The following is a 22,316-nucleotide window of genomic DNA, read 5'->3' as shown; positions in this document are numbered from 1 at the left end:
TATTTAAAATTGAAAATAAATAAACGATCTATCCATATGACTATCATAAAACAATAACATAGAAAAAATAACGATGGTATACACGATAAACCGAACCACTTTAGATTTAAACTTAAACGGTGAACGTTCATCTTTCCTAATTATATATTCATAAATAACAAACAATATAATCAAAACATAATAATCTATCATTCGATAGCCCATAGGATGGCTATAGGCTTCATATGAAAAATCAGTAAAAATCTTATTTATAAAACTAAAGGCAGCAGTGATGGATTCCGACCTAAAAAATATCCTTGAAAAAGTAACAATGGCAAAGGTTAATAATACTTGTCCAACCTCGGTTAGTGTTGGTAAGAAGGTGTTCTCCCCTACTACAGAGTCTTTATAAACAGCATTTCTACCCATCAAAAAAACAGGAATAAAAACGAGGGCATGAAAGGCTCCCCAAAATATAAACGTCCAGTTAGCCCCGTGCCAAAACCCACTTACTAAAAACACAATACTAATATTTCTAATAGCCTTTAATTTACTCACTTTAGAGCCGCCTAAAGGAATATACACATAATGTCTAAACCAGGTGGATAAGGATACATGCCACCGTTGCCAATACTCCGCTACGTTTCTTGAGAAGTTAGGGAATTTAAAATTAGACATCAGCTCCACTCCAAAAAGCTTAGCCGTCCCTATAGCTATATCTGAATATCCACTAAAATCACCATATACCTGAAAACTAAACATCGTGACACCTAAAATAAGCGTAGACGCAGGATAAGTAGAATAATTAGTAAAAATATCATCCACCATAGGTGCTAAAGAATCTGCGATAACTATTTTTTTAAATAAACCCCATAAAATTAATTTAAGACCACTTACAATTTGATCATAATTAAAAGTACGCTTATTTAATATTTGAGACAGTAAATTAGAGGCGCGCTCAATAGGCCCTGCTACCAACTGCGGAAAGAAACTAACAAAAGCTGCAAAAGATAAAAAATCGGTTGTTGGCTTTAACTTTTTATAATACACATCAAACGAATAGGACATGGTTTGAAACGTATAAAAAGAGATTCCCACCGGTAAAATAACACGCAAAGTCCAAGTGCTTTTTATCTCATAGCCCATTATCGACACCATATCAACCCAGGAGTCTATAAAAAAGTTATAGTATTTAAAAAAACCTAAAAGCCCTACATTAAAAATAACACTAACCCATAGCCAAGATTTACGTTTAGACTTCTCATCTAAGCTATCTATTTTTAAAGCAACAAAGTAATCGACTACCGTGCTTAATAAAATTAAGGATAAAAACCGCCAATCCCAAAGTCCATAAAACACATAACTAGCTACTAAAATTAATATATTTTGTGCCTTTACACGTTTATTGAGAACAAACCAATAAAGAAGAAAAACAATAGGAAGAAATATAAAATACTCTAAAGAATTAAATACCATATAAAGCGAATAGAAACATCAAATTAGTTGCAAATTACGTGAACAAACATCTAACTTTAATAAAAAAAGCACAAAAATAGTCTTCAAATAACTGAATTAGTCTTTAATCTACACGTAACACAAAAAAAAAGCCAGCTTCTTTTAAAACTGGCTTTATATTTAACTCTTATTTTAAACTACATCTCATTAAAAATGGAATGCATTAATCGTTTTTTATCATTGATGCTTTCTTCTAAAGAAATCATAGTTTCTGTTCTATAAACACCCTCAATATCATCTAACTTGAATATAATTTCTTTGGCGTGTTCTGTACTTCTTGCTCTAATTTTACAAAAAATATTAAACTTCCCTGTAGTTATATGTGCTACCGTTACAAAAGCGATTTCATTAATACGTTCCAGTACAAATTTTGTTTGAGATGTATTATTCAAATAAACGCCTACATAGGCTATAAATGAATATCCTAACTTTTTGTAATCTAACATTAACGACGAGCCTTTAATAATACCTTGCTCTTCCATTTTCTTAACACGTACATGAACTGTACCTGCAGAAATTAATAATTTTTTCGCAATGTCTGTAAACGGAATTCTTGTGTTATCAATTAACATGTCAAGAATTTGATGATCAATTTCGTCTAATTTAATTTTCCCCATAATTAACTATTCTTAAATATAAGGCAAAATTAATACATTTTTATTAATAATTACGCATTATACGTACACTTTATTTCGGTATTAATAAGATTTTTTCATTATTCATTATTACGAAAACGTTTTCGTAATCAACTTTCAATAATTCACCATCTCCATCCATAACCTCTAACTTATTAGCTTGAATTGTTTTATGCGCAAAATAAGAATCTAAATTTTCGATTTTTTCAACTTTAGGAACGAATTGCACCTTATTATCAATTAATTTTTCTTGGAATAAAATTCCTATATCTGTTATAATAGCTTCTTTACCCCTTCCTATTTTAGCATTCTTAATAATAATGTCTAAAAATAATTTTTCATTCTCTGGAATCGACAAATAAGGTTCATAATAAGCACCAGATACTTCATTTTTTGAAATATAATCTAACGAAGCGATATAAGACATATAAATAAGACGTCTTGTTTCTTCCCTACCATAATCATTAGGTGAATGCCCTGCTTCAAACAAAATAGTTGGCACGTTTTCACATTGAAATGCATCTCCAACACAGTTTATATTAAAGGCATCATCATAAACCCCTACATGATTGGGTATAACGGCTTGTAGCGCTTCATTCATGACAGCAATAACCTCCATAACCCTTTTTCTATTTGGGGTAATGGTACATGCCTCATCTTGAGCCGGTGCCAGAAAAGAGATTGTAGCAGGGTTATTAGTCTTACCCGCACTAAAAATAGTACGTTGCCCATGTAAATTATAACAATAGTGAGGTTTAAAGGCGTTAAAGGCTGCTCGTAACACCTTACTTTCTGGTTGTGTTAAATCTTGAGCATCTCTATTTAAATCGATGTGATTGGCATTTATACGGGTATAGGCATTTGCCCCGTCAGGACTTAAAATAGGTATTATATATAAGGTACACGCATTTAAAATGTGGCTTACAGATGAATTCTCATCAAAAAGCGTGTTTAATAGATCAAACAAAGCCTTTGTTGTGGTCGATTCGTTACCATGCATTTGAGACCACATAAGAATACGCTTAGAGCCTGTACCTATTTTAATACCATAAATAGGGCGATTTAAAACGGAATGACCAAGGGTCTCCATTTGCACTTTATGAGCCATATTTTCCAACAAAGGTTCGATGTGTTTATTGGTAATATAACGGTGGTTTAAAGTTGATTCTTTATACGTTGAAAATAATGATTCTATAAGTTCTGTTTGCATGTTACTAATTTAGGCTACAAATGTAAACAATTACTAATTTACAATTGTAAACAACAAAAACACTTGTTTTGTTTACAATGTTATACATGAGAAACAAGCATTTGATTAAGAATGTAAACGAAATTCATAGATTAATTAAAATGACATACTAAATGACTTGTTTTCAGTTTATTAAACCACATATGTTAAAGCTTTAATTTACTATGAATCAATATTTAACACAGTATTTACGTTTCGTTCAGACTTATTATGCTACATTTGTAACGTTAAAACACATTTGTAACAGTTACAATGATAAACACAGAAGCTTTTACTAAAAGACTGCAAAAAGTCATCGATTACTACGGAGAATCCGCATCCTCTTTCGCTGAAAAGATAGGCGTGCAACGCTCTAGTATATCGCATATTTTATCGGGTAGAAATAAACCAAGCTTGGAATTTGTTTTAAAGATACTTTCTGCTTTTCCGGAAGTTGAATTGTATTGGCTACTAAATGGTAAAGGTGAATTTCCGTCATCAAATAAAACCGTCGATCAAAACACGGTTAAACCAACAACACCAGAAATACCAATTGCAACACCATCACCTCTTCCTGTAATTGAGAATCATATAGAGCCCCAGATAAAAGATGATAAAACAATAGAACGCATTGTTATTTTTTATTCTGACGGAAGTTTTAAAAATTTTCAGAATTAAAACTATTTAAGTTTAGTAGTTTTGTACTGAAATTTTTAATTATGAAATTAGTATACCTCTTCGTTTTATTGAGTTTTTTTAGCTGCTACGAAACTTCTCGTAATTGCACCGATTTTAAGACAGGTGAATTCTACAGCGAGGTCACTATTGATGGTGAATTGTATAAATCGAAATTCAATCGTACAGAAGCGCTGCAAATCGAAATTTACAATAAGAAAACAGATTCTTCTCAATTACGCTGGATAAATGACTGTGAAGTTATTTTCAAAACCATAAACCCAAAGAATATGGCAGAACGAAAGGATATTCATTTAAAAATACTAACAACCACAGATTCTTCATACACCTACGAATACTCTTATGTGGGTGATACAAAAAAACAAAAAGGGATTGCCTACAAGGTGAAAGCTAATTAAAAGGGTACAGAAACGATTCAACCAAATTAAATTTTAGTTGCTTGCCTTCTGTAATTTGATACGTTAAAAACAATTCACCCCAATACTGCCCGTCTGAGAAATCGGCAACGATCCATTTATGGTTCAATAGTTTCACCGTGTTAATCATCATGCGCTTCCCTTCTTCTGAAGCATAAGGGATGATAGGGTGTTCGCCTTTTTCTTCATTCAATCTGTAAAGTTCATCTTTTATTAAAGGCACCAATTCCGCTACATTATACCCCTTGTTTTCAAAATAACTTATAGCGTCTTCATTTCTTTCAAAATTGAAATGTGATAAATCTAAATTTTCATTTTGTAAAACTGCTACGGAATCTTTATAGCGTTCTGCTTGTGTTTTGTAGCCATCTAATTTACGGTCCATATCTGCAAAAACACGTTTAGCGTTTACGTACTGAAACAATATCAGTAGTATAGAAAAAACGAATAAGTACATGAAAATTTTCTGTTTCATTTTGTAAAATTTAAATTGTTATCTGTAAACCATCATAAGCTAAAAAAACGTTTTCTGGCAATGCTTTTTCAACATCATCATGAAAACCTAGCATATGACTAATATGTGTTAAATAGGCTTTTTCAGGTCTTACCTTATCTATAAATTCAAGAGCTTCTTCTAAATTAAAATGTGTTTGATGCGGCTCAACCCTTAACGCATTAATCACTAACACCTTTACGTTTTTAATTTTTTCAACCTCCTTATCTTTCACCGTTTTCATATCGGTTAAATAAGCAAAATCATTAAATCGAAAACCAAAGACTTGTAAATTACCATGCTTCCCATTCACAGGAATCACCTCTTGATTATTTATAGTAAAAACTTCATTTTTAACCCGATTTGTAATGACTGTCGGAGCACCAGGATACCTATTCTTTGTAGCAAAAATATAATCGAACCTTGTTTTTAGCGATTTCAAAACACGTTTATGTGCGTAAATAGAGACATCTCCTTGTCTAAAATAAAAAGGCCTAATGTCGTCTAAACCTAAAGTGTGATCGGAATGCTCATGTGTAAACAAAATTCCATCCAGTTTCGTGCAGTTGGCGCGTAACATTTGATATCTAAAATCTGGCCCACAGTCAACAACATACGTAAAACCATTCCACTCTATCAACACAGAAACACGTAACCGCTTATCTTTTTTGCTAGAACTTAAACACACAGGGTGCGTACTCCCAATAATGGGAATGCCTTGCGAAGTTCCAGTTCCTAAAAATGTTATTTTCAAAAAATTAGTATTTACTGTTTTTTAATTTATTTTCAACCAATCGCTTATTTCTAAAAATAATTATCATTAAAAACAGCTACATTTGCAATAATCAATAATTAAGGCGTATCTATTTTATAGAAATAAGAAAATAATTGAATCATTTTATGTGTTCACTAAAAGGATTCAAATCTACCAACAAAATTAGAGTTAATTTTTTATTTGCTTCTATTATTTGATACCTTTGTTTAACATAATTAAGTAACCCAAATAGTAACATGGAAATTACCTTAAAGGGAGATAGGGAATTTGAAGAAATTCCGTCATTAAAAACCAAAGCACTCCGCATCAACCTAAATGAAAACATTTACGGTACGTTTGCAGAAATTGGAGCTGGACAAGAAACAAGTCGACATTTTTTTAGAGCTGGTGGCGCCTCCGGAACCATCGCAAAAGCAATGTCAGCCTACGATAAGGCTTTTAGTGATGCTATTTATGGCGCTGAAGATGATGGCCGTTATGTAACAGAGCCTCGTTTGAGAAAAATGCTTAATCATGAGATTGACCTTATTGAAAAACGCCTTTCACGAAAAGATTATCCTAATAAAATGTTCTTTTCTTTTGCAAACACCGTAACAACTATCGATTTTGCAAAACAGTTTAAGGGGCATGGCTGGATTGGAATTAAATACCAAATAGAACCAAACCAAGAGTATAATGAGGTTCTTTTACACATCCGTTTTAAAGAAACAGACGCGAGACTTCAACAAGAAACACTTGGCGTTATTGGTACAAACTTAATTTATGGTGCTTTTTACAAGTACAACGAGCCTAAAAAATTACTACGCTACTTATACGACCATTTAGATAAAGATCAATTAGAAATTGATACTGTTAATTTCTCAGGTCCTTTATTTAAGAATGTTGATAATCGCTTAATGAGTTTGCAACTTGTTAAAAACGGTATGACCGATGCGGTAATGTTTGGTCCTGATGGAAAAAACGTATTACCTGCACGCATATTTTACAAGAAAAACATTTTAGCTTTTAGAGGTAGTTTCAGACCGGTAACGCAAGTAAATATGGATATGTATGAAAATGCATATAAAATGTTTATTGCCGAGAAAAAAGTAGACCCAGACAACACGGAGGTTGTTTTCGAAATAACCCTTTCCAACTTACGTGCTGAAGGAGAAATTGACGAACAGGATTTCATGGACAGAGCAGATTTGTTATGTTCTCTAGGACACTCTGTTATGATATCTAACTTTCAGGAATACTACAAGGTTGTCGAGTACTTTTCTAACTACTCAAAAGCACGTATGGGACTTGCCATGGGAGTTAGCAATTTGGTTGATATTTTTGATGAAAAATACTATCGACATTTAAGTGGAGGTATATTGGAAGCCTTTGGTAAATTATTCTTTAAAGATTTAAAAGTTTACCTATACCCTATGATTGACATTGAAACAGGTCAATTAACAAATAGCGAAAACTTAAAAGTATATCCACGTATGAAGGAATTATATAAATTCTTTAAATACAACGGGAAAGTCATAGATATCAAAGATTTTGATGAGAAATGCTTAACCATTTTCTCTAGAGAAATTTTAAATCAGATTAGCGATGGTGAACGCGGATGGGAAAACATGGTACCAGAAGGTATTGCCGATTTAATTAAAGATTACCGAATGTTTGGATACACCAGGAAACCCTTGGTACTACCTAAACGAAAAAAATATACTAAGTAAAAACTAAAAAGCCTTCTTAAATTTGAGAAGGCTTTTTTTTATTCTAATATTTGAGAAGCATGTATTTTTGCTTTTACGGCATCAATCACACGATCTACGACTCCCGCCTCATTAACGACAAATGTTTTACGATGAATCCCATCATACGTGCGACCCATGAATTTTTTAGGTCCCCAAACGCCAAACGTATTAATCATAACCTTATCGACATCTGCTATTAAAGGGTATTGAAATTCATGTTTATTCTTAAAATTGGATTGTTTTTTCTGTGTATCAGCACTAACGCCCAATATTTCATAACCAGCATCTGCTAATTCCTTATAATGATCTCGTAAATTACATGCTTCAACGGTACATGTAGGCGTGCTTGCGGCTGGGTAAAAGAATACCACTAACTTCTTCCCTTTATAATCTGATAATTTAATAACGTTTCCTTGTTCATCAAACACCTCGAAATTTGGCACTTGGTCTCCTTGTTTTAATGTATTCATAATAGTAACTTTGGTTTCTACAAAAATACAACATGACAAAGGAAAATAAGGTAGAATTCGTTATAAATACGCTTAAAGAATTATACCCAACCATACCCATTCCGTTAGACCATAAAGACCCTTACACCTTACTAATAGCGGTTTTAATGTCTGCACAAAGCACCGATGTTCGCGTGAATCAAATCACACCTTTATTATTTGAGAAAGCTGATAATCCGTATGATATGGTTAAACTTTCTGTGGAAGAAATTCGAGAAATCATAAAACCAGTGGGGTTATCACCCATGAAAAGCAAAGGCATTCATGGACTTTCAAAAATATTAATTGAAAAATATGACGGTATCGTTCCACAGAGTTTTGAAACTTTAGAAACCTTCCCTGCGGTGGGACATAAAACGGCAAGCGTGGTTATGTCGCAAGCTTTTGGCGTTCCCGCCTTCCCTGTAGACACACATATCCATAGACTTATGTATCGCTGGAACTTAACAAACGGAAAAAACGTAGTACAAACAGAAAAAGATGCTAAACGATTATTTCCTGAAGAACTTTGGAACGACTTGCATCTACAAATTATTTGGTACGGTAGACAGTATTCGCCCGCACGTGGTTGGGATTTAGAAAAAGACATCATCACAAAAACGATTGGTAGACAAACTGTAATTGATGATTATTATAAATTAAAAAGCCCTAATAAATAAAATAGTTATTAGGGCTTTTTACGACTCAGTTTAGAAGCGCTTCAAACTTCATGTTTTTACAAGTAATAACACTTAAAGCTTTAGAGTAATTTAAAATTAAATTAACCGTTTCTTCTCTCGGTTCAAGTTCGTTCAATTTTTTAATAGAATTTTCAGAGTAAATTTTTGCCATTTTAATAATTTAAGGGTGAATTCAAGTTATTAACGCAACTAAATTTACTTTATTGTACTAATTCGTTAAAATTATATGATGCTTGTCTATGATTTTTCTTAAGTTTATTAAGGCATAACGCATACGTCCTAAGGCTGTATTGATACTAACACCTGTTTTGTCTGAGATTTCTTTAAAACTTAAATCCTCATAAATACGCATTAGCAATACTTCTTTTTGGTCTGCGGGCAACTCTTCAACCAAACGTCTTACATCTGTTTCTACCTGCTCTTTAATCAGGCTGTTTTCAGCATTTAAACTACTATCACTTAATACGTTGAAAATATTAAATTCATCTGTATTATCAAATTTTGGCATTCTGTTGTTTTTTCTAAAAAAATCAATCACCAAATTATGAGAAATACGCATGACCCAAGGTAAAAACTTACCTTCTTCATTATAAGCTCCACGTTTTAGGGTACGAATTACTTTAATAAAAGTGTCCTGAAAAATATCTTCAGCCACATCTCTATCATAAACTTTCGAGTAAATAAAACTGTAAATTCTTTGTTTGTGCCTGTAAATAAGAGTTTCTAAGGCACCTTCATCACCTTTAATATAATTGCTAACTAGCGTAGCGTCTTGTATAAGTTCGTGTTGCATAATTATTACTTTTAGTGCATAGAAAAAAGTTCTCTGCTTGGGGTTTTTGGGTTAAAAGTAATGTTCTGCTATAGGCGAGAGTTATTTAAAATATTGATTAATAGAATCAAATATAACTATTATCATTCCAAAAAAACAAGATTTAATCTGTTTTTTTAACTTTTATTTAAAGTATTATGCATTTTTTAGCTTGCCATACTTATAGTATCTTTGCGAAATTATTCCTTTAAAAGCGTATGACTACTAATATTTCCGAAGTAAACCCGAAAGAAAACATCATTATTAAAGGTGCTAAACTGCACAACTTAAAAAACATTGATGTCGTTATACCCAGAAATAAATTAGTCGTAATTACAGGTTTGTCGGGTTCTGGTAAATCCAGTTTAGCTTTTGATACTTTATATGCAGAGGGGCAAAGGCGCTATGTAGAAAGCTTATCAAGTTATGCGCGCCAATTTTTAGGACGATTAAACAAGCCCAAGGTCGACTATATAAAAGGTATTGCTCCTGCCATTGCTATAGAACAAAAAGTGAACTCTACCAACCCACGATCAACCGTTGGGACTACTACAGAAATTTATGATTACTTAAAACTATTATTTGCTAGAGTAGGAAAAACCTATTCACCTGTTTCTGGTTTGGAAGTGAAAAAAGACACCGTTTCAGATGTTTTAAACTATTTAAAAACATTTACAGAAGGCGAAAAACTACTGCTCCTCGCTCCTATTCATGTAGAAGAAGGACGCACTATAGAAGACAAACTTAAAGCCCTACATCAACAAGGTTACGCAAGAATAAAAGTAAACAAGGACGTTGTTCGAATTGACAACGTTGACACTCTAAACAAAGAAGACAACATCTTATTGGTTGTAGATCGTATTATCTACAAAGACGATGAAGATTTTCAAAACAGACTTGCAGACGCTATTCAAACTGCTTTTTTTGAAGGTAAGGGCGATTGTACTATTGAAACCTTAAGCGATAATAAAGAACGTTTTTTTAGTAATAAATTTGACATGGATGGCATTAATTTTTTAGAGCCAAATGTTCATTTATTCAGTTTTAATAACCCCTATGGCGCCTGCCCTAAATGTGAAGGCTATGGAGATATTGTTGGAATTGATGATGATTTAGTTATCCCCAATACAGCGCTTTCAGTATATGAAAACGCTATTTTCCCTTGGCGTGGTGAGAGTATGAGTTGGTACAGAGACCAATTGGTTAACAATTCTCATAAATTCGAATTCCCAATTCATAAACCCTATTTTCAGTTAAGCAACACACAAAAACAACTTATTTGGAATGGCAACCAGCATTTTGAAGGCTTAAATTCATTTTTTACCGAATTAGAATCTAAGGCTTATAAAATTCAAAACCGCGTCATGTTGTCGCGTTACCGCGGAAAAACCAAATGCAAAACCTGTAACGGCAAGCGCTTACGCGTAGAAGCCAACTATGTTAAAATTGGAAATGCAACTATTACCGATTTAGTTGAAATGCCTTTAAACAAGTTAGCGAACTTTTTCAACCAATTAGAACTAAACGATTACGATACACAAATAGCAAATAGGCTTTTAAAAGAAATTAATAACCGTTTATTATTTCTAGCCAACGTGGGGTTAGACTATTTAACGCTGAACAGAAGGTCCAATACTTTATCGGGCGGGGAAAGCCAGCGTATCAATCTAGCAACCTCCTTAGGAAGTAGCTTAGTAGGCTCTATGTACATTTTAGACGAGCCTAGTATCGGTTTACACCCCAAAGACACCGAGCGCCTCATCGTTGTTTTAAAACAATTACGTGATTTAGGAAACACCGTTATTGTAGTTGAGCACGATGAAGACATTATGAAAGCTGCCGATACTATTATTGATATTGGTCCAGAAGCAGGGACTTTTGGTGGCGAATTGGTCGCTCAAGGCACCTATGAAGATATTTTAGCTTCAAATTCCTTAACAGCGCAATACTTAAATGAAACTCTAAAAATTGAAGTACCAAAAACCCGTAGAACATCAAAGTATTATATTGATATCTTAGGAGCTCGCGAAAACAACCTCAAAAACATCGATGTTCGTTTTCCTCTCGGTATGCTTACTGTTATTACAGGTGTTTCTGGGAGTGGAAAAAGTACGTTAATTAAAAAAATATTGTTTCCAGCGATTCAAAAAAAACTTACAGATTTCTCGGACAAACCCGGACAATTCACCACTTTAGAAGGTAATTACAGCAATATAAAACACATTGAATTCGTCGATCAAAACCCTATAGGAAGGTCGTCACGATCCAACCCGGTGACTTATATTAAAGCTTATGATGATATTCGAGCTTTGTTTTCAAATCAAAAACTAAGCAACATACGTAACTACCAAGCAAAACACTTTTCTTTTAATGTAGATGGCGGACGTTGTGAGACTTGTAAAGGCGAAGGTGAAGTAACCATTGAAATGCAATTCATGGCCGATGTGCATTTAGAATGTGAAACTTGTAAAGGAAAACGCTTTAAAAAAGAGGTTTTAGAAGTAACTTTTGCGAACAAAAATATTGATGACATTTTAAACTTAACCATAGACGATGCCATTACTTTTTTTGAAGCCAACGAGCAAACTAAAATAAAAAACAAACTACAACCTTTGCAAGATGTTGGCTTAGGTTATGTTACTTTAGGTCAAAGCTCTTCTACCCTTTCTGGTGGTGAAGCACAACGTATTAAACTAGCTTCCTTTTTAGGGAAAGGCACTAATAAAGATAAAGCTCTCTTTATTTTTGATGAACCAACAACAGGTTTGCACTTTCATGATATTCAAAAACTATTAAAATCTTTTAATGCCCTAATTGAAAAAGGACATTCCATTATAGTTGTAGAACATAATATAGACCTAATTAAATGTGCCGATTATATTATTGATTTAGGTCCCAGTGGAGGGGAAACTGGCGGAAACCTAGTCGCTAAAGGAACTCCAGAAGATATTATCAAAATTAAAAGTTCTGAAACAGGAAAATATTTAGCAGATAAGCTTTAATAACTAAGCTCCTTTTGACCGCTATTTTCATTAAAACAAAGGCCCCCAAAATAAAAATACTTCATACTTCAAAACATTATAAATCACAAACAACTGACCTTTAGTTGTTTGAATTTTTGGCACGCAAATTGAAATGTACATTGCAACAGCGAGAGCCGAAAAGCTAAAGAGTAGGCAACATCTCAAATATTTGAACTATGAAAAGAACAGTATTTTTAATTGCAGGTTTGTTAATGGCATTAACAACAGCATCAGCAACAAATTCAAACGATAACAACAACGACGCTACATACAGGAATAGCTATACGCAACCTATTGTATTTATAGAGCACGACGTGGAATTTTTAATATTCCCTGATGGTAGTTTCGATTTTAACACCAATGTTAGAAACAATTATTCTGATAGTAATTCTAGAAGAAACTCTATTAATGTAAGCTACACTGGTCGAAACGCTTCAGTACAATACAGCTCTAATAATCTTAATAGAGGTGTATCAATTGATAGAGATCGTGACGGAACCGTAAGACGTATTGGAAACGTAAATTTAAATTATGATCGTTATGGTAAAATTACACGAGCTGGTAATATCTATATTGACTACAATCGCGGGAATGGATTGTTAATGCAAGTTGGCGGTTTGTACTTAAACTACAGTCACAGAGGTGAAATATTAACCATGCACGGTCATGTAAACAGCTATAATACAAACTGCAACATGTGCGGAACAGCTTCTTGTAGCATAGATCACTCTAAAAGTAAAGGACACCATTATAATGACAAAGATGATCATCATTACAAAAAAGATGACCATTACTACTACAAGCATGATGGAAAAATGAAAAAATACAAAAAGAAAAAACATTAATTTTTAATCACATAGATGAAAAAATCCCGAAGCACATGATGCACTTCGGGATTTTTTATTTGTAAACCTTAACGAAACAGGTTTCAACTATGTAAAAAAAGCATTTATTGTAAAAAATCTGCCTTTGTCAACCCGTTATTAAATTTAATATCAGACCAAGTTACATAAATCCAAGGCTCTTCACTTACATCTGCATGCCATGTAGATTTTTTGTACTGTCTTTTTGTAGGCATCAATAAACCATCAACTTCCTCATACTGAAGTTCCATTAAAAAAGGTGTCTCTATCACACCAAAATCGGCCACAGTAAATAAAAATTGATCCACCAATTGTGTGTTTTTATTTAAATATAACTGATAAATATCCGTTGGTTTATCATCGATTGACTGGAAAGTAACCTTCACAACATTGTATGCTGTGTTATTCACTTCTTCTTCCCCTAAATACTCATAATTCACCCCCGGATCTAATAATTTTTGAAACATCGCGAACCAATAAAAATTGGTGGGTCTATTGAAAGCTACACGTTTCAACTGGGTTGGATCACTTAAAACAACTCCGTTATGTTTTAGCCAAAAGCCTTTACCGTCATACCCTTGTTCGATCACACCTTCTAACTCAGGCAATGTACGTTCATGGTTATTATAGATCCCATAAGACAACTCGCCGTTGAACATGTATTTCTCTGTTGAAACATCTTTTTTCCCATCAGGCGTTTGATAAGTATACGTATATACAACATCTTTTTTATTAAGAAGCATGCGATAACTCCCTGCTTTCTCTATCATATTAGAAACCAATTCATGCCCCTTGTTTTTGAAAGTAGGTGATGGTTCTTGAACTGGTGTCGATTGCTTTTTATCTTTACAAGACAAAAGGAACATACTTAAAATAATAGTTGATACTAATCTTAATTTCATTTTATATAATTTTTGGTTTTAATATTACACTAAGGCACCATTTGCACCTATTACTTGTCCAGATATCCACTTTGAATCATCACTTGCTAAAAACAGCACAACACGCGCTATATCAATAGGTTTTGCTAATCTATTAAAGGCATTCATAGCACTAATTTTATCTATGGTTTCTTGAGATTTTCCTGTTAAAAATAAATCGGTTTCTGTTGCACCTGGAGCAAGTGCATTTACAGATATACCTCTACCTATTTCTTTAGAAAACACACGAGACATTTGCTCAACTGCTGCTTTTGAAGCCGAATACAACGCATAAGTTGGAAACATTAACTTCACGGTACTCGACGAAAAATTAATAATACTTCCATTATCAGCTAATTTGCTATCAGCTTCCTGCAAGGTATTAAAGATGCCTCTTACATTCACATCAAACTGCCTGGTAAAATCTTCTTGGGTCGAATCTTTAAGCTTTTCACAAACCATAACTCCTGCATTGTTCACCAAAACATCTATTTTCCCATAAACCGCAATAGCTCTGTCAAACAATTGAGTTACCTCTTTTCTTTGGCTTACATCTGCTTTTACAACCAAACACTCTCCTCCATTCTTTTTTATCGTGCTTGCCACCACCTGTGCATCAGCTTCACTATTGGAATGATTGATGATAACACGTGCTCCATTTTCAGCTAAAAGCAATGCGATTTCTTTACCAATTCCTCTTGAAGCACCTGTTACAAGAACAACTTTATCTTTTAAATTCATGTTATTATTATTTATAAATTATTGATAGTTTTAGAAAAAAATCATGCTTTTAATAGACTTAAGTAGAGCGATAACCCGGAAATGTATTCATCAATAATGACATCATTTTCATATAATTTTCTAATGCCACGAATACCTTCAAAAGCACTTATTAGATACACCGCAACAGCAGGACTGGAAACTACTTTATTGATTGAGTTTTCGGCTTTCCCTCTTTCTATCAATAATACTAAAGCTGCTTTCCATGCTTCAATAATGTTTTTTAGAGCAATTTGATAAACAGATTCAAAATCCCCTATTTCATTTATAAAATTATTCATGGGGCACCCATGTTGCTTATCATAAATTGAAAAGGTTTTTATACGGTCTAAAAAAGTAGTTTCTAATATTTTGAAAGCATCACCAGATTCTGTTAATGGCAAAATCATGCCTTGAAAGACTCTTTTTTCCAATTTAGAAGTGATTATTTCCAATCCTAACTCCTTTTTGCCTTTATAGTGATGATAAAAAGCACCTTTAGTCAAATTGGTAGCCGTCATTATTTTATCAATACTTGTTGTTTTGAAACCATTTTCATAAAACAGCTTAAAAGCCTCATCAATAATGATTTGTTTGGTACGTTCAGACTTTAGCTCTTGTTCCATATGGCAAAGGTATTTAAAAAACATACTAAGCAGAATGTTTTTAGTTAGTTTTAACATTTTCTCTATTCCCAAACTAATTTTTTAACTGATAAACAGACACTTAAATAACGTAGTTCATTTTTGGCACGTTGTTTGTAATTATCTAATCGTATCACAATTAATACTAACACTTATGAAAAAGTATATATTTTTATTAGCTAGTTTAATCCTTACCGGATTTACGGTTAATGCAGCCACAAACACCACAGACAATACAAATACCATTTACGATAACGGTTACGGAAACTCTTTCATTTTTGTTGAAGACGGTATCGAGTTTTCAGTATTCCGTGATGGGCAATTCGATTTCAACATTTTACGAGGCAACTCCAATTTAAATATATCTATTGGATCGCCACATGCTAATATTAGTTTTAACTCTGGTTATGATTACAACGCCTATGTGCAGTACGATGAATATGGAGCTATCATTCAAGTAGAAAACACACCGATTTATTATGATTATTACGGACGTGTAACACAGGTTGGAAACGTAGATATTAATTATAACAACTATGGTAATTTAAATCGTGTTGGTGGTTTGTATGTGCATTATAATAACTACAATGTGTTTTCACATTACACAGGTTACATAAATGTTTATAACAGACATTATGTTTCAAGACCTTGGCACCGTTACTATAGTGTACCATCATATGATTATTGCGTAGTTTACAACAGACCATATAGACAACACTACACGCCTGTTCGTTACACGTACTCTAGACCATTTTATAATAATCACAGACCAAAAACAGCTGTTTATAGTAGACATGGTGAATCTGTTTCTAGAAATAGAAGTTATGCGACTGCAAACAGAAGTTCTAGAAATGTTACTGAAGTAAATAGATATGCAAACTCGAAAAGAGAGGCATCAAATTCTAACTCTAGACGTTATGATAACGGAAGAAACTCTCAAGTAATAAAGCGCGTTGATTCTAGATATGATAATGCTAATAACAATAGGGTGTCTAGAGATAATAGTTATCAAAATAAAGACTCTAGAAGCACACGAGAAAGCAGTAATAGAACTGTTATTCAGAACAACTCTAGAAGCAATAATACAAGAAATTCTAGAGAAAATACGGTTACCCATAAACCAAACAACAATAATGAACGTACATATAATAAAAGCAATTCAAACACCAGAAGCACACCGCAAGTAACGCAACGTACCACGCTAAGTACACCAAGAGCAACACAACAAAGAACTGCTACAAGGTCTACACAACAAAGCAAACCCGTGGCGTCACAATCGAGAAGTAGCTCTGATAATAAAAATACAAGATCGGAATCTTCAACAACAAGAAGACGATCGTAACAATTTTGGTTGGTTAGTTTGGAAATCCCTGCGATAAGTTTGCCTCAAAGCAACATCGTGGGGGTTTCCGTTTTAAATCACTTTGTAATTACTCTTTTTCTTATTTCTTCTAATTAACAAAACAAACAACTATTTAAGTTTTAAATACTTTTTAATGACTCCGGAAATATCTTCGGAAACATTTAGCTTCAAAATAACATAAACATACATCGCCATTGCTAATAACGATTTTAAAGCAATGTTAATTATTGGGTGAAAAGGAAAATCCCAAAAATAAAAAATCAAGACACTTAATATAATTAAGCACAAAACCTTGACCGTATCCTTATTAAAAGGCATCATATTAAATTTAGATTTCACAAAATAAATTTTAATACTATTATAAACAGAAACTGCTAGAAACGTAGCAAATGCCGACCCGTTAATACCAAACATAGGAATGAATAGTATATTTAAAATCACTGTTAATACGGTTAGTATAACTCCAAAAAGCAGCACAACCCTATAATAATCGCTATTAAACAACACCACATTATTACACCCCATTAAACAGTCGTATAATTTAGCGATACTCACCAAAAACACCACCACCAGGCCGCCGCTAAACTCTTTCGGAATTAAAAGATACATGCTGTTTATGTTTATAAGGATGATTAAAAATATAAACCCTCCTATAATAAATAAGGTTTGAGAGCTTCTGACATATAAATCTTTAAGAGCAACTTTGTTTTTATCGTTTAAATATTGTGCTGTTAACGGCTGAAGAATTTGCTGCATAGACCGAGAAGGCACTACAATAACCGTAGCTATATAAATAGCGACCCCATAATACGCGACTTCTTGAATTGGAATATACATACCCAACATAAAAGAATCGATATCTAAAATAATGGTAGCAATAGAGCCGGCTACAATAATTAATGTTGAGTATTTTAAAATAGACCACAAACCTTCTATTCGTTGAAATTTAATAACTGGGAGTCTCACAGTAAAAGCATACAGTTTCATAACGAGCATGCGTAAAACATATACAATTACAACGCCTACTATAAATTGTTCAACATCCAGCCATTTAAAATAAACAGCAAATAAAAGCAGCATCACACCTACTCTATGAAACACTTCTTTCATGAAATTCCCAAAAACCGTTTGTAATTGGGTTTTAGACCAGGCAAAAAATACTTCGAAATAAGCCATTGCAATCGCCGATGCAAAAATGTACCAAACATAATCTTTAACAATTGGGTTTTTTTGAGATAAAAGTTCTCCAATCGCTTCATAAGTAAAACACCCTATAATACCAACAGGAATACTCAAGGTTAAAGGCAACAATAACATGAGGGTTAAAAAACTGTTTAACGAGTTTTTTGTTTTAAATGTAGAATAGAATTTTATAATGGTATTATGCGCACCAAATGCCATAAGAGGCATAACAATATTAGCGGTACTTAATATAAAAGCAACCAATCCATAATACACATCGGAAATAAAATAAGTATATAAAAACAAGGTGTTAAGCGCGCCAATACCAAAACCTAAATAGGTGGAAACGGTATTTTTAAACGACTGCGATGTAACAATGCCCATTTATATGAATTTCGATAATACTTCGGTTAGCGATTTTCTGCTGTATTTTTGCAAACCTACAGGAAAAACTTCCAAGATTTTATTTTTGTATGCTGTATAATGCTCTAAGATAGTTGTTTTTAACAAATGGTATTCTTCGTAATTAAAGTAGCGACCAGTATTCGTTTCTTTGATTATTTTTTCAACATCAGAATCTTTTGGCCCTAAAGCAATAATGGGTCTATTAGAAACCATATACTCAAATAACTTTCCTGGAACAATACATTTGGTGTCGACGGAATCAATCTCGATTAATAATAATATTTGTGATTTTTTTTGAAACGCTATAGCTTCTTTATGCGACACATACCCTATGTTATTTACAAAGTCACTTAAATTATATTTTTCAAGAGAGTGAAGCACATTTTCACTTACAAATCCAATAAAATTAAGTTGAAAATCTTTTGAAAAAGAATCGTTTTCCAAAACCAAATCATTTAAGACACGCCATAAAACTTCAGGGTTCCGTTTAGATAATAGCGATCCAATATGAGCTAATGTAAACTTTGAATCCATTTCAAAAGGCACAACCGACTCTTTATCATACCCATTTGTAATCACCTCAATAGGTTGATTGGTGAGTTGCTGAAACTCTTTCTTCGTCGTGAAACTGGTAACTAGTATTTGATCGCTTGTTGCTAAAACCTGCTTTTCAAAGGCCTTATGCTTTGCTTTTGAAGATGCTGTTAATCGTAATTGTTTATGATACCCTATGGTCGTCCACGGATCTCTAAAATCTGAAATCCACTTCACTCCTAGTTGCTCTTTTAATTGCAAACCAATTAAATGCACACTATGTGGTGGCCCTGTAGTAATTATAGTTTCAATATTTTCTTTTGATATATAATCTGAAAGAAAGGCAACCGAAGGTTTCACCCAAGCTTTACGCGCATCGGGTATAAAAAAATTACCTCTAATAAAGAGAAGTGCTTTCTCAATAAAACCCTGGGTTTTCTTTTCAGAAATAACACCCTTACTTATGGTTTTTGATGTTTTTTTAGAGAACAAACCCGCTAATTTATAAGGTTCCTTAATAAGGTGTTTCAAGATGGTTAATTCCTCTGAAACTTCAGCCATCAAACTAGCATCTATTAATGGATAATTGGGATTCTCTGGAATATAAACGACTGGTTCAATATTAAACTCAGGTAAGTACTTCACAAATTTTAACCAACGCTGTACCCCTGGACCTCCTGCAGGTGGCCAATAATATGTTATTATGAGTGCTTTTTTACGCACTTGTTTTTGATTTCTTTTTAAACTCGTAGAAAAAACCACCAAGCACCAACAGTCCAAACAAAATAGAACTCGCTAAAGCAATGCTACTTCCTGTTTTTACAACATCAGGATCGAACTTAAATTCAATCGTGTGTTTTCCCGCTGGAACCTCCATACCACGCAAGGTATAATTAACACGCAAATGGGTTGTTTCTTTTCCGTCTACAAAGGTTTTCCATCCATTCCCATAATACACTTCAGAAAACACTACAAACCCCTTATTCACATTGTTCGATTGGTATTTTAAATAGTTTGGTTTGTAGCTTACAAGTTTAATCGCCGCTAAAGAATCAACGTTGTAAGTGTTTTGGATGTTTTTATTAATAGTTGAATTATAAACCGCTTTGTTTTTATTATCTAAACTGTCAAGTGTTTTTATTTCTTCATTTGAAGAAGAAACACCTTTTAATTCTTTTACAAACCATGCATGTCCATTCGCATCGTCATTCACATAAGGAAATATAGCACCTTCATTATCTTGAGCAATAATATACTTGGTGTTAAGCATACTAAGCACATTAATATTGTTTTTAACTATATAAAAATCGAATAGTTCACTGTAACGTTTTAATTCTGCTGCATTATAACCATTTAAAGAATTATGATAATACGATGGTTTTGCGGCACCACCTACCAAATCGAAAACACGATAATAACTGGTGTCTTTCAAAATTTCTATATCGGCTTCATTCGGTTGGAAAGGCTTATTAACTTGAATCGCTGGAACAAAATCGTCATTATTAACATAACGTCTATCAACTCCAATCAAATCGAATAAAATAAGAGCACCAAATGCAACAACTACCCATTTTTCTTTCAGTTTGTTCTGTAAATACATATAAATAGCACCTACAGAAAGCAATACAAGTATTAATGATCTAATGGTATCATTCGTAAAAATAGTTTGTCTATCTGCTTTCAAAGCATCTACAAAGGCATCTCCGTAATTCTGGCGGTAGTAACCATCATTTCCTCCAACAAAATCAAATAAAGATGATTTAAATAATAAGAATACTAGCGCTAAACCTCCTGTTATAATCGCTGAATATTTTAGTGCTTTTAATTTTTCTTCTTTCTTTTCAAAATCATTAAACAATCTGGTCAATCCGAAAATTGCTAAAACAGGAATACACAATTCTAAAATAATTTGAATTGAAGTAACTGCCCTGAATTTATTATACATAGGCACGTAATCGATAAATAAATCGGTTAAAAAGCCCAAGTTTTTTCCGTAGGACAATAAAAGCGACATGATAGATCCTCCAACAAGCCACCATTTTAAACGTCCTTTTACCAGAAATAATGCAAAAACAAACAGGAACAACACTACAGCCCCAATATAGGCCGGTGCTTCAACAATAGGTTGATCACCCCAATACATAGGCGCGTGTTTTGCTTCTTGTGCTGCTTGCGATGTGGTAGCACCTAATTTTCGAAAAGCTTCATAAGTAGCTGAGCCTCTTCCAACATCTTCACCGTTACCACCGCCCATAAATCGAGGAATAAACAGGTTAAATGTTTCAGCAAAACCATAACTAAATTGAGTAATATAATCTCTGTCTAACCCAGAACTTGCTTCTTTTGGAGAGCCATCAGGGTTGATTGTTAATTCACTTTTTCCACGCGTACTTTCTTTAACATATTCTTGCGTTGCCAATACATTGGTCGCATTTAATGCGATGGCTAAAATAACGGCAGCCATTAAAATTCCAACGGTTTTAAAAAAATGAGGCAGTTCCTTCTTTTTATAAGCATCCACTAAATATGCAACACCTAGCACAAGCACCAATAACATCAAATAATAGGTCATTTGAAAATGGTTGGCTACCATTTCTAGCCCCATAGCCACGGTTGTGAGTAAAAAACCTGCTACATAACGTTTTTGAAACGTTAATAAAACACCACTTAGAACCAATGGCATATAAGCAATAGCATGCGCTTTACTGTTGTGTCCTACTCCTAAAATTATAATTAAATAGGTTGAAAAACCAAAGGCGAGCGCCCCAAGAGTTGCCAATTTAAAATCGACTTTCAATACTAACAAAAGCACATAAAAGCTTATTAAATATAAAAATAAATAATCGGCTGGTCGCGGTAAAAACCGAAGTGTTAAATCTAATTTTTTAATGTAATTATGAGGGTATTTTGCTCCTAATTGATAGGTTGGCATACCTGCAAAAGCGCCATTTGTCCAATACGTTTCTTCGCCCGTTTTTTCTTTGAAATCTTTTTGCTGCTTACTCATGCCAATATATTGCATGATATCGCTTTGAAAAATTTGTTCCCCTTTTAAAACAGGATTAAAATAGGCTAATGAAATAACTACAAAACCCAGAATAACTAAGAAATGTGGAAGAAGTTTTTTTATTGAAAACTGCATGAAATTATATTAAA

General features: G+C 33.3%; 21 protein-coding genes. 7 read left to right on the top strand and 14 right to left on the bottom strand.

Annotated features, from left to right (window positions below; genetic code table 11):
* Positions 1 to 3 precede the first annotated feature (3 nt).
* The 3 genes from Q5N74_RS04040 to Q5N74_RS04030 all read right to left on the bottom strand — a co-directional run bounded on the left by Q5N74_RS04040 (position 4) and on the right by Q5N74_RS04030 (position 3,339).
* A complete protein-coding gene (locus Q5N74_RS04040) occupies positions 4 to 1,455 on the bottom strand; it encodes an MBOAT family protein (RefSeq protein WP_304387432.1) in 1,452 nt (483 codons plus the stop codon).
* A 176-nt stretch (positions 1,456 to 1,631) separates the two neighbouring features.
* A complete protein-coding gene (locus Q5N74_RS04035; RefSeq protein WP_304387430.1) occupies positions 1,632 to 2,111 on the bottom strand; it encodes an Lrp/AsnC family transcriptional regulator in 480 nt (159 codons plus the stop codon).
* A 70-nt stretch (positions 2,112 to 2,181) separates the two neighbouring features.
* Positions 2,182 to 3,339: a M14 family zinc carboxypeptidase gene (locus Q5N74_RS04030; RefSeq protein WP_304387429.1), complete on the bottom strand. Its 1,158-nt coding sequence runs from the start codon at positions 3,337 to 3,339 to the stop codon at positions 2,182 to 2,184.
* A gap of 291 nt (positions 3,340 to 3,630) precedes the next feature.
* Here Q5N74_RS04030 and Q5N74_RS04025 point away from each other — a divergent pair, with 291 nt between their 5' ends.
* A complete protein-coding gene (locus Q5N74_RS04025) occupies positions 3,631 to 4,035 on the top strand; it encodes a helix-turn-helix transcriptional regulator (protein WP_304387428.1) in 405 nt (134 codons plus the stop codon).
* Between the two features lie 41 nt (positions 4,036 to 4,076).
* Positions 4,077 to 4,451, top strand: coding sequence for a DNA topoisomerase IV (locus Q5N74_RS04020; RefSeq protein ID WP_304387427.1), 375 nt, complete (start codon positions 4,077 to 4,079; stop codon positions 4,449 to 4,451).
* On the opposite strand, the gene Q5N74_RS04015 is transcribed toward Q5N74_RS04020, so the two are convergent.
* Positions 4,444 to 4,944: a hydrolase gene (locus tag Q5N74_RS04015; RefSeq protein WP_304387426.1), complete on the bottom strand. Its 501-nt coding sequence runs from the start codon at positions 4,942 to 4,944 to the stop codon at positions 4,444 to 4,446. The two genes, Q5N74_RS04020 and Q5N74_RS04015, sit on opposite strands and share 8 nt — an antisense overlap.
* 10 nt (positions 4,945 to 4,954) lie before the next feature.
* On the bottom strand, positions 4,955 to 5,716 hold the full coding sequence (locus Q5N74_RS04010) for an MBL fold metallo-hydrolase (RefSeq protein WP_304387425.1): 762 nt from the start codon (positions 5,714 to 5,716) through the stop codon (positions 4,955 to 4,957).
* Positions 5,717 to 5,973: 257 nt separating this feature from the next.
* Here Q5N74_RS04010 and Q5N74_RS04005 point away from each other — a divergent pair, with 257 nt between their 5' ends.
* The gene (locus Q5N74_RS04005) at positions 5,974 to 7,446 is read left to right on the top strand and encodes a TonB-dependent receptor (RefSeq protein WP_304387424.1); all 1,473 of its coding nucleotides are present in this window, start codon (positions 5,974 to 5,976) and stop codon (positions 7,444 to 7,446) included.
* Positions 7,447 to 7,484: 38 nt separating this feature from the next.
* Here the strand turns inward: Q5N74_RS04005 and bcp are convergent, their stop codons facing one another.
* Positions 7,485 to 7,937, bottom strand: a complete 453-nt coding sequence (gene bcp, locus Q5N74_RS04000) for a thioredoxin-dependent thiol peroxidase (RefSeq protein WP_304387423.1) — start codon at positions 7,935 to 7,937, stop codon at positions 7,485 to 7,487.
* A 32-nt stretch (positions 7,938 to 7,969) separates the two neighbouring features.
* Between bcp and nth the strand changes: the two genes are divergently transcribed.
* Positions 7,970 to 8,635, top strand: coding sequence for an endonuclease III (gene nth / locus Q5N74_RS03995; protein WP_304387422.1), 666 nt, complete (start codon positions 7,970 to 7,972; stop codon positions 8,633 to 8,635).
* Between the two features lie 25 nt (positions 8,636 to 8,660).
* Here nth and Q5N74_RS03990 read toward each other — a convergent pair whose 3' ends face one another.
* On the bottom strand, positions 8,661 to 8,807 hold the full coding sequence (locus Q5N74_RS03990; protein ID WP_304387421.1) for a hypothetical protein: 147 nt from the start codon (positions 8,805 to 8,807) through the stop codon (positions 8,661 to 8,663).
* A gap of 57 nt (positions 8,808 to 8,864) precedes the next feature.
* Positions 8,865 to 9,449, bottom strand: a complete 585-nt coding sequence (locus Q5N74_RS03985) for an RNA polymerase sigma factor (protein ID WP_304387419.1) — start codon at positions 9,447 to 9,449, stop codon at positions 8,865 to 8,867.
* A 236-nt stretch (positions 9,450 to 9,685) separates the two neighbouring features.
* Between Q5N74_RS03985 and uvrA the strand changes: the two genes are divergently transcribed.
* Together uvrA and Q5N74_RS03975 are read left to right on the top strand one after the other, a co-directional pair.
* A complete protein-coding gene (gene uvrA, locus Q5N74_RS03980) occupies positions 9,686 to 12,469 on the top strand; it encodes an excinuclease ABC subunit UvrA (RefSeq protein ID WP_304387418.1) in 2,784 nt (927 codons plus the stop codon).
* Positions 12,470 to 12,666: 197 nt separating this feature from the next.
* Complete coding sequence (locus Q5N74_RS03975; RefSeq protein ID WP_304387417.1) at positions 12,667 to 13,335, top strand: hypothetical protein; 669 nt, start codon at positions 12,667 to 12,669, stop codon at positions 13,333 to 13,335.
* Between the two features lie 104 nt (positions 13,336 to 13,439).
* On the opposite strand, the gene Q5N74_RS03970 is transcribed toward Q5N74_RS03975, so the two are convergent.
* The 3 genes from Q5N74_RS03970 to Q5N74_RS03960 are packed head-to-tail and all read right to left on the bottom strand — an operon-like array spanning position 13,440 to position 15,658.
* On the bottom strand, positions 13,440 to 14,255 hold the full coding sequence (locus Q5N74_RS03970; protein ID WP_304387416.1) for a DUF6503 family protein: 816 nt from the start codon (positions 14,253 to 14,255) through the stop codon (positions 13,440 to 13,442).
* A gap of 24 nt (positions 14,256 to 14,279) precedes the next feature.
* A complete protein-coding gene (locus Q5N74_RS03965) occupies positions 14,280 to 15,014 on the bottom strand; it encodes an SDR family oxidoreductase (protein WP_369686017.1) in 735 nt (244 codons plus the stop codon).
* A gap of 41 nt (positions 15,015 to 15,055) precedes the next feature.
* A complete protein-coding gene (locus Q5N74_RS03960) occupies positions 15,056 to 15,658 on the bottom strand; it encodes a TetR/AcrR family transcriptional regulator (RefSeq protein WP_304387415.1) in 603 nt (200 codons plus the stop codon).
* Positions 15,659 to 15,830: 172 nt separating this feature from the next.
* Between Q5N74_RS03960 and Q5N74_RS03955 the strand changes: the two genes are divergently transcribed.
* On the top strand, positions 15,831 to 17,018 hold the full coding sequence (locus tag Q5N74_RS03955; RefSeq protein WP_304387414.1) for a hypothetical protein: 1,188 nt from the start codon (positions 15,831 to 15,833) through the stop codon (positions 17,016 to 17,018).
* Between the two features lie 129 nt (positions 17,019 to 17,147).
* Here Q5N74_RS03955 and Q5N74_RS03950 read toward each other — a convergent pair whose 3' ends face one another.
* Genes Q5N74_RS03950 through Q5N74_RS03940 form a run of 3 tightly spaced genes read right to left on the bottom strand, consistent with a single transcriptional unit; the run spans position 17,148 to position 22,302 of the window.
* Positions 17,148 to 18,605 (bottom strand): oligosaccharide flippase family protein, encoded by a 1,458-nt coding sequence (locus Q5N74_RS03950; protein ID WP_304387413.1) that lies wholly within the window; start codon positions 18,603 to 18,605, stop codon positions 17,148 to 17,150.
* Positions 18,606 to 19,883: a glycosyl transferase family 1 gene (locus tag Q5N74_RS03945; RefSeq protein WP_304387412.1), complete on the bottom strand. Its 1,278-nt coding sequence runs from the start codon at positions 19,881 to 19,883 to the stop codon at positions 18,606 to 18,608.
* Positions 19,876 to 22,302 (bottom strand): YfhO family protein, encoded by a 2,427-nt coding sequence (locus Q5N74_RS03940; RefSeq protein ID WP_304387411.1) that lies wholly within the window; start codon positions 22,300 to 22,302, stop codon positions 19,876 to 19,878. Before Q5N74_RS03940 ends, Q5N74_RS03945 begins: the two co-directional genes overlap by 8 nt.
* Positions 22,303 to 22,316: the final 14 nt, after the last annotated feature.

The organism is Mariniflexile sp. AS56 (assembly GCF_030552475.1).
In the GTDB taxonomy this organism is placed as follows: Bacteria; Bacteroidota; Bacteroidia; order Flavobacteriales; family Flavobacteriaceae; genus Mariniflexile.
Note: the sequence above shows the minus strand (reverse complement) of the source record. Positions and strands in the feature narration are given on the sequence as shown.

Excerpts from the sequence above, each read along its gene's own strand:
- Q5N74_RS03985 (WP_304387419.1), bottom strand. The coding sequence starts at position 9,449 with ATGCAACACGAACTTATACAAGACGCTACGCTAGTTAGCAATTATATT.
- Q5N74_RS04020 (WP_304387427.1), top strand. The coding sequence starts at position 4,077 with ATGAAATTAGTATACCTCTTCGTTTTATTGAGTTTTTTTAGCTGCTAC.
- Q5N74_RS03990 (WP_304387421.1), bottom strand. The coding sequence starts at position 8,807 with ATGGCAAAAATTTACTCTGAAAATTCTATTAAAAAATTGAACGAACTT.
- Q5N74_RS04040 (WP_304387432.1), bottom strand. The coding sequence starts at position 1,455 with ATGGTATTTAATTCTTTAGAGTATTTTATATTTCTTCCTATTGTTTTT.
- Q5N74_RS03955 (WP_304387414.1), top strand. The coding sequence starts at position 15,831 with ATGAAAAAGTATATATTTTTATTAGCTAGTTTAATCCTTACCGGATTT.
- Q5N74_RS04015 (WP_304387426.1), bottom strand. The coding sequence starts at position 4,944 with ATGAAACAGAAAATTTTCATGTACTTATTCGTTTTTTCTATACTACTG.
- Q5N74_RS03960 (WP_304387415.1), bottom strand. The coding sequence starts at position 15,658 with ATGGAACAAGAGCTAAAGTCTGAACGTACCAAACAAATCATTATTGAT.
- Q5N74_RS03950 (WP_304387413.1), bottom strand. The coding sequence starts at position 18,605 with ATGGGCATTGTTACATCGCAGTCGTTTAAAAATACCGTTTCCACCTAT.
- Q5N74_RS04025 (WP_304387428.1), top strand. The coding sequence starts at position 3,631 with ATGATAAACACAGAAGCTTTTACTAAAAGACTGCAAAAAGTCATCGAT.
- Q5N74_RS04005 (WP_304387424.1), top strand. The coding sequence starts at position 5,974 with ATGGAAATTACCTTAAAGGGAGATAGGGAATTTGAAGAAATTCCGTCA.
- bcp (WP_304387423.1), bottom strand. The coding sequence starts at position 7,937 with ATGAATACATTAAAACAAGGAGACCAAGTGCCAAATTTCGAGGTGTTT.
- Q5N74_RS03970 (WP_304387416.1), bottom strand. The coding sequence starts at position 14,255 with ATGAAATTAAGATTAGTATCAACTATTATTTTAAGTATGTTCCTTTTG.
- Q5N74_RS04030 (WP_304387429.1), bottom strand. The coding sequence starts at position 3,339 with ATGCAAACAGAACTTATAGAATCATTATTTTCAACGTATAAAGAATCA.
- Q5N74_RS03965 (WP_369686017.1), bottom strand. The coding sequence starts at position 15,014 with ATGAATTTAAAAGATAAAGTTGTTCTTGTAACAGGTGCTTCAAGAGGA.
- Q5N74_RS03975 (WP_304387417.1), top strand. The coding sequence starts at position 12,667 with ATGAAAAGAACAGTATTTTTAATTGCAGGTTTGTTAATGGCATTAACA.
- Q5N74_RS04035 (WP_304387430.1), bottom strand. The coding sequence starts at position 2,111 with ATGGGGAAAATTAAATTAGACGAAATTGATCATCAAATTCTTGACATG.
- uvrA (WP_304387418.1), top strand. The coding sequence starts at position 9,686 with ATGACTACTAATATTTCCGAAGTAAACCCGAAAGAAAACATCATTATT.
- nth (WP_304387422.1), top strand. The coding sequence starts at position 7,970 with ATGACAAAGGAAAATAAGGTAGAATTCGTTATAAATACGCTTAAAGAA.
- Q5N74_RS03940 (WP_304387411.1), bottom strand. The coding sequence starts at position 22,302 with ATGCAGTTTTCAATAAAAAAACTTCTTCCACATTTCTTAGTTATTCTG.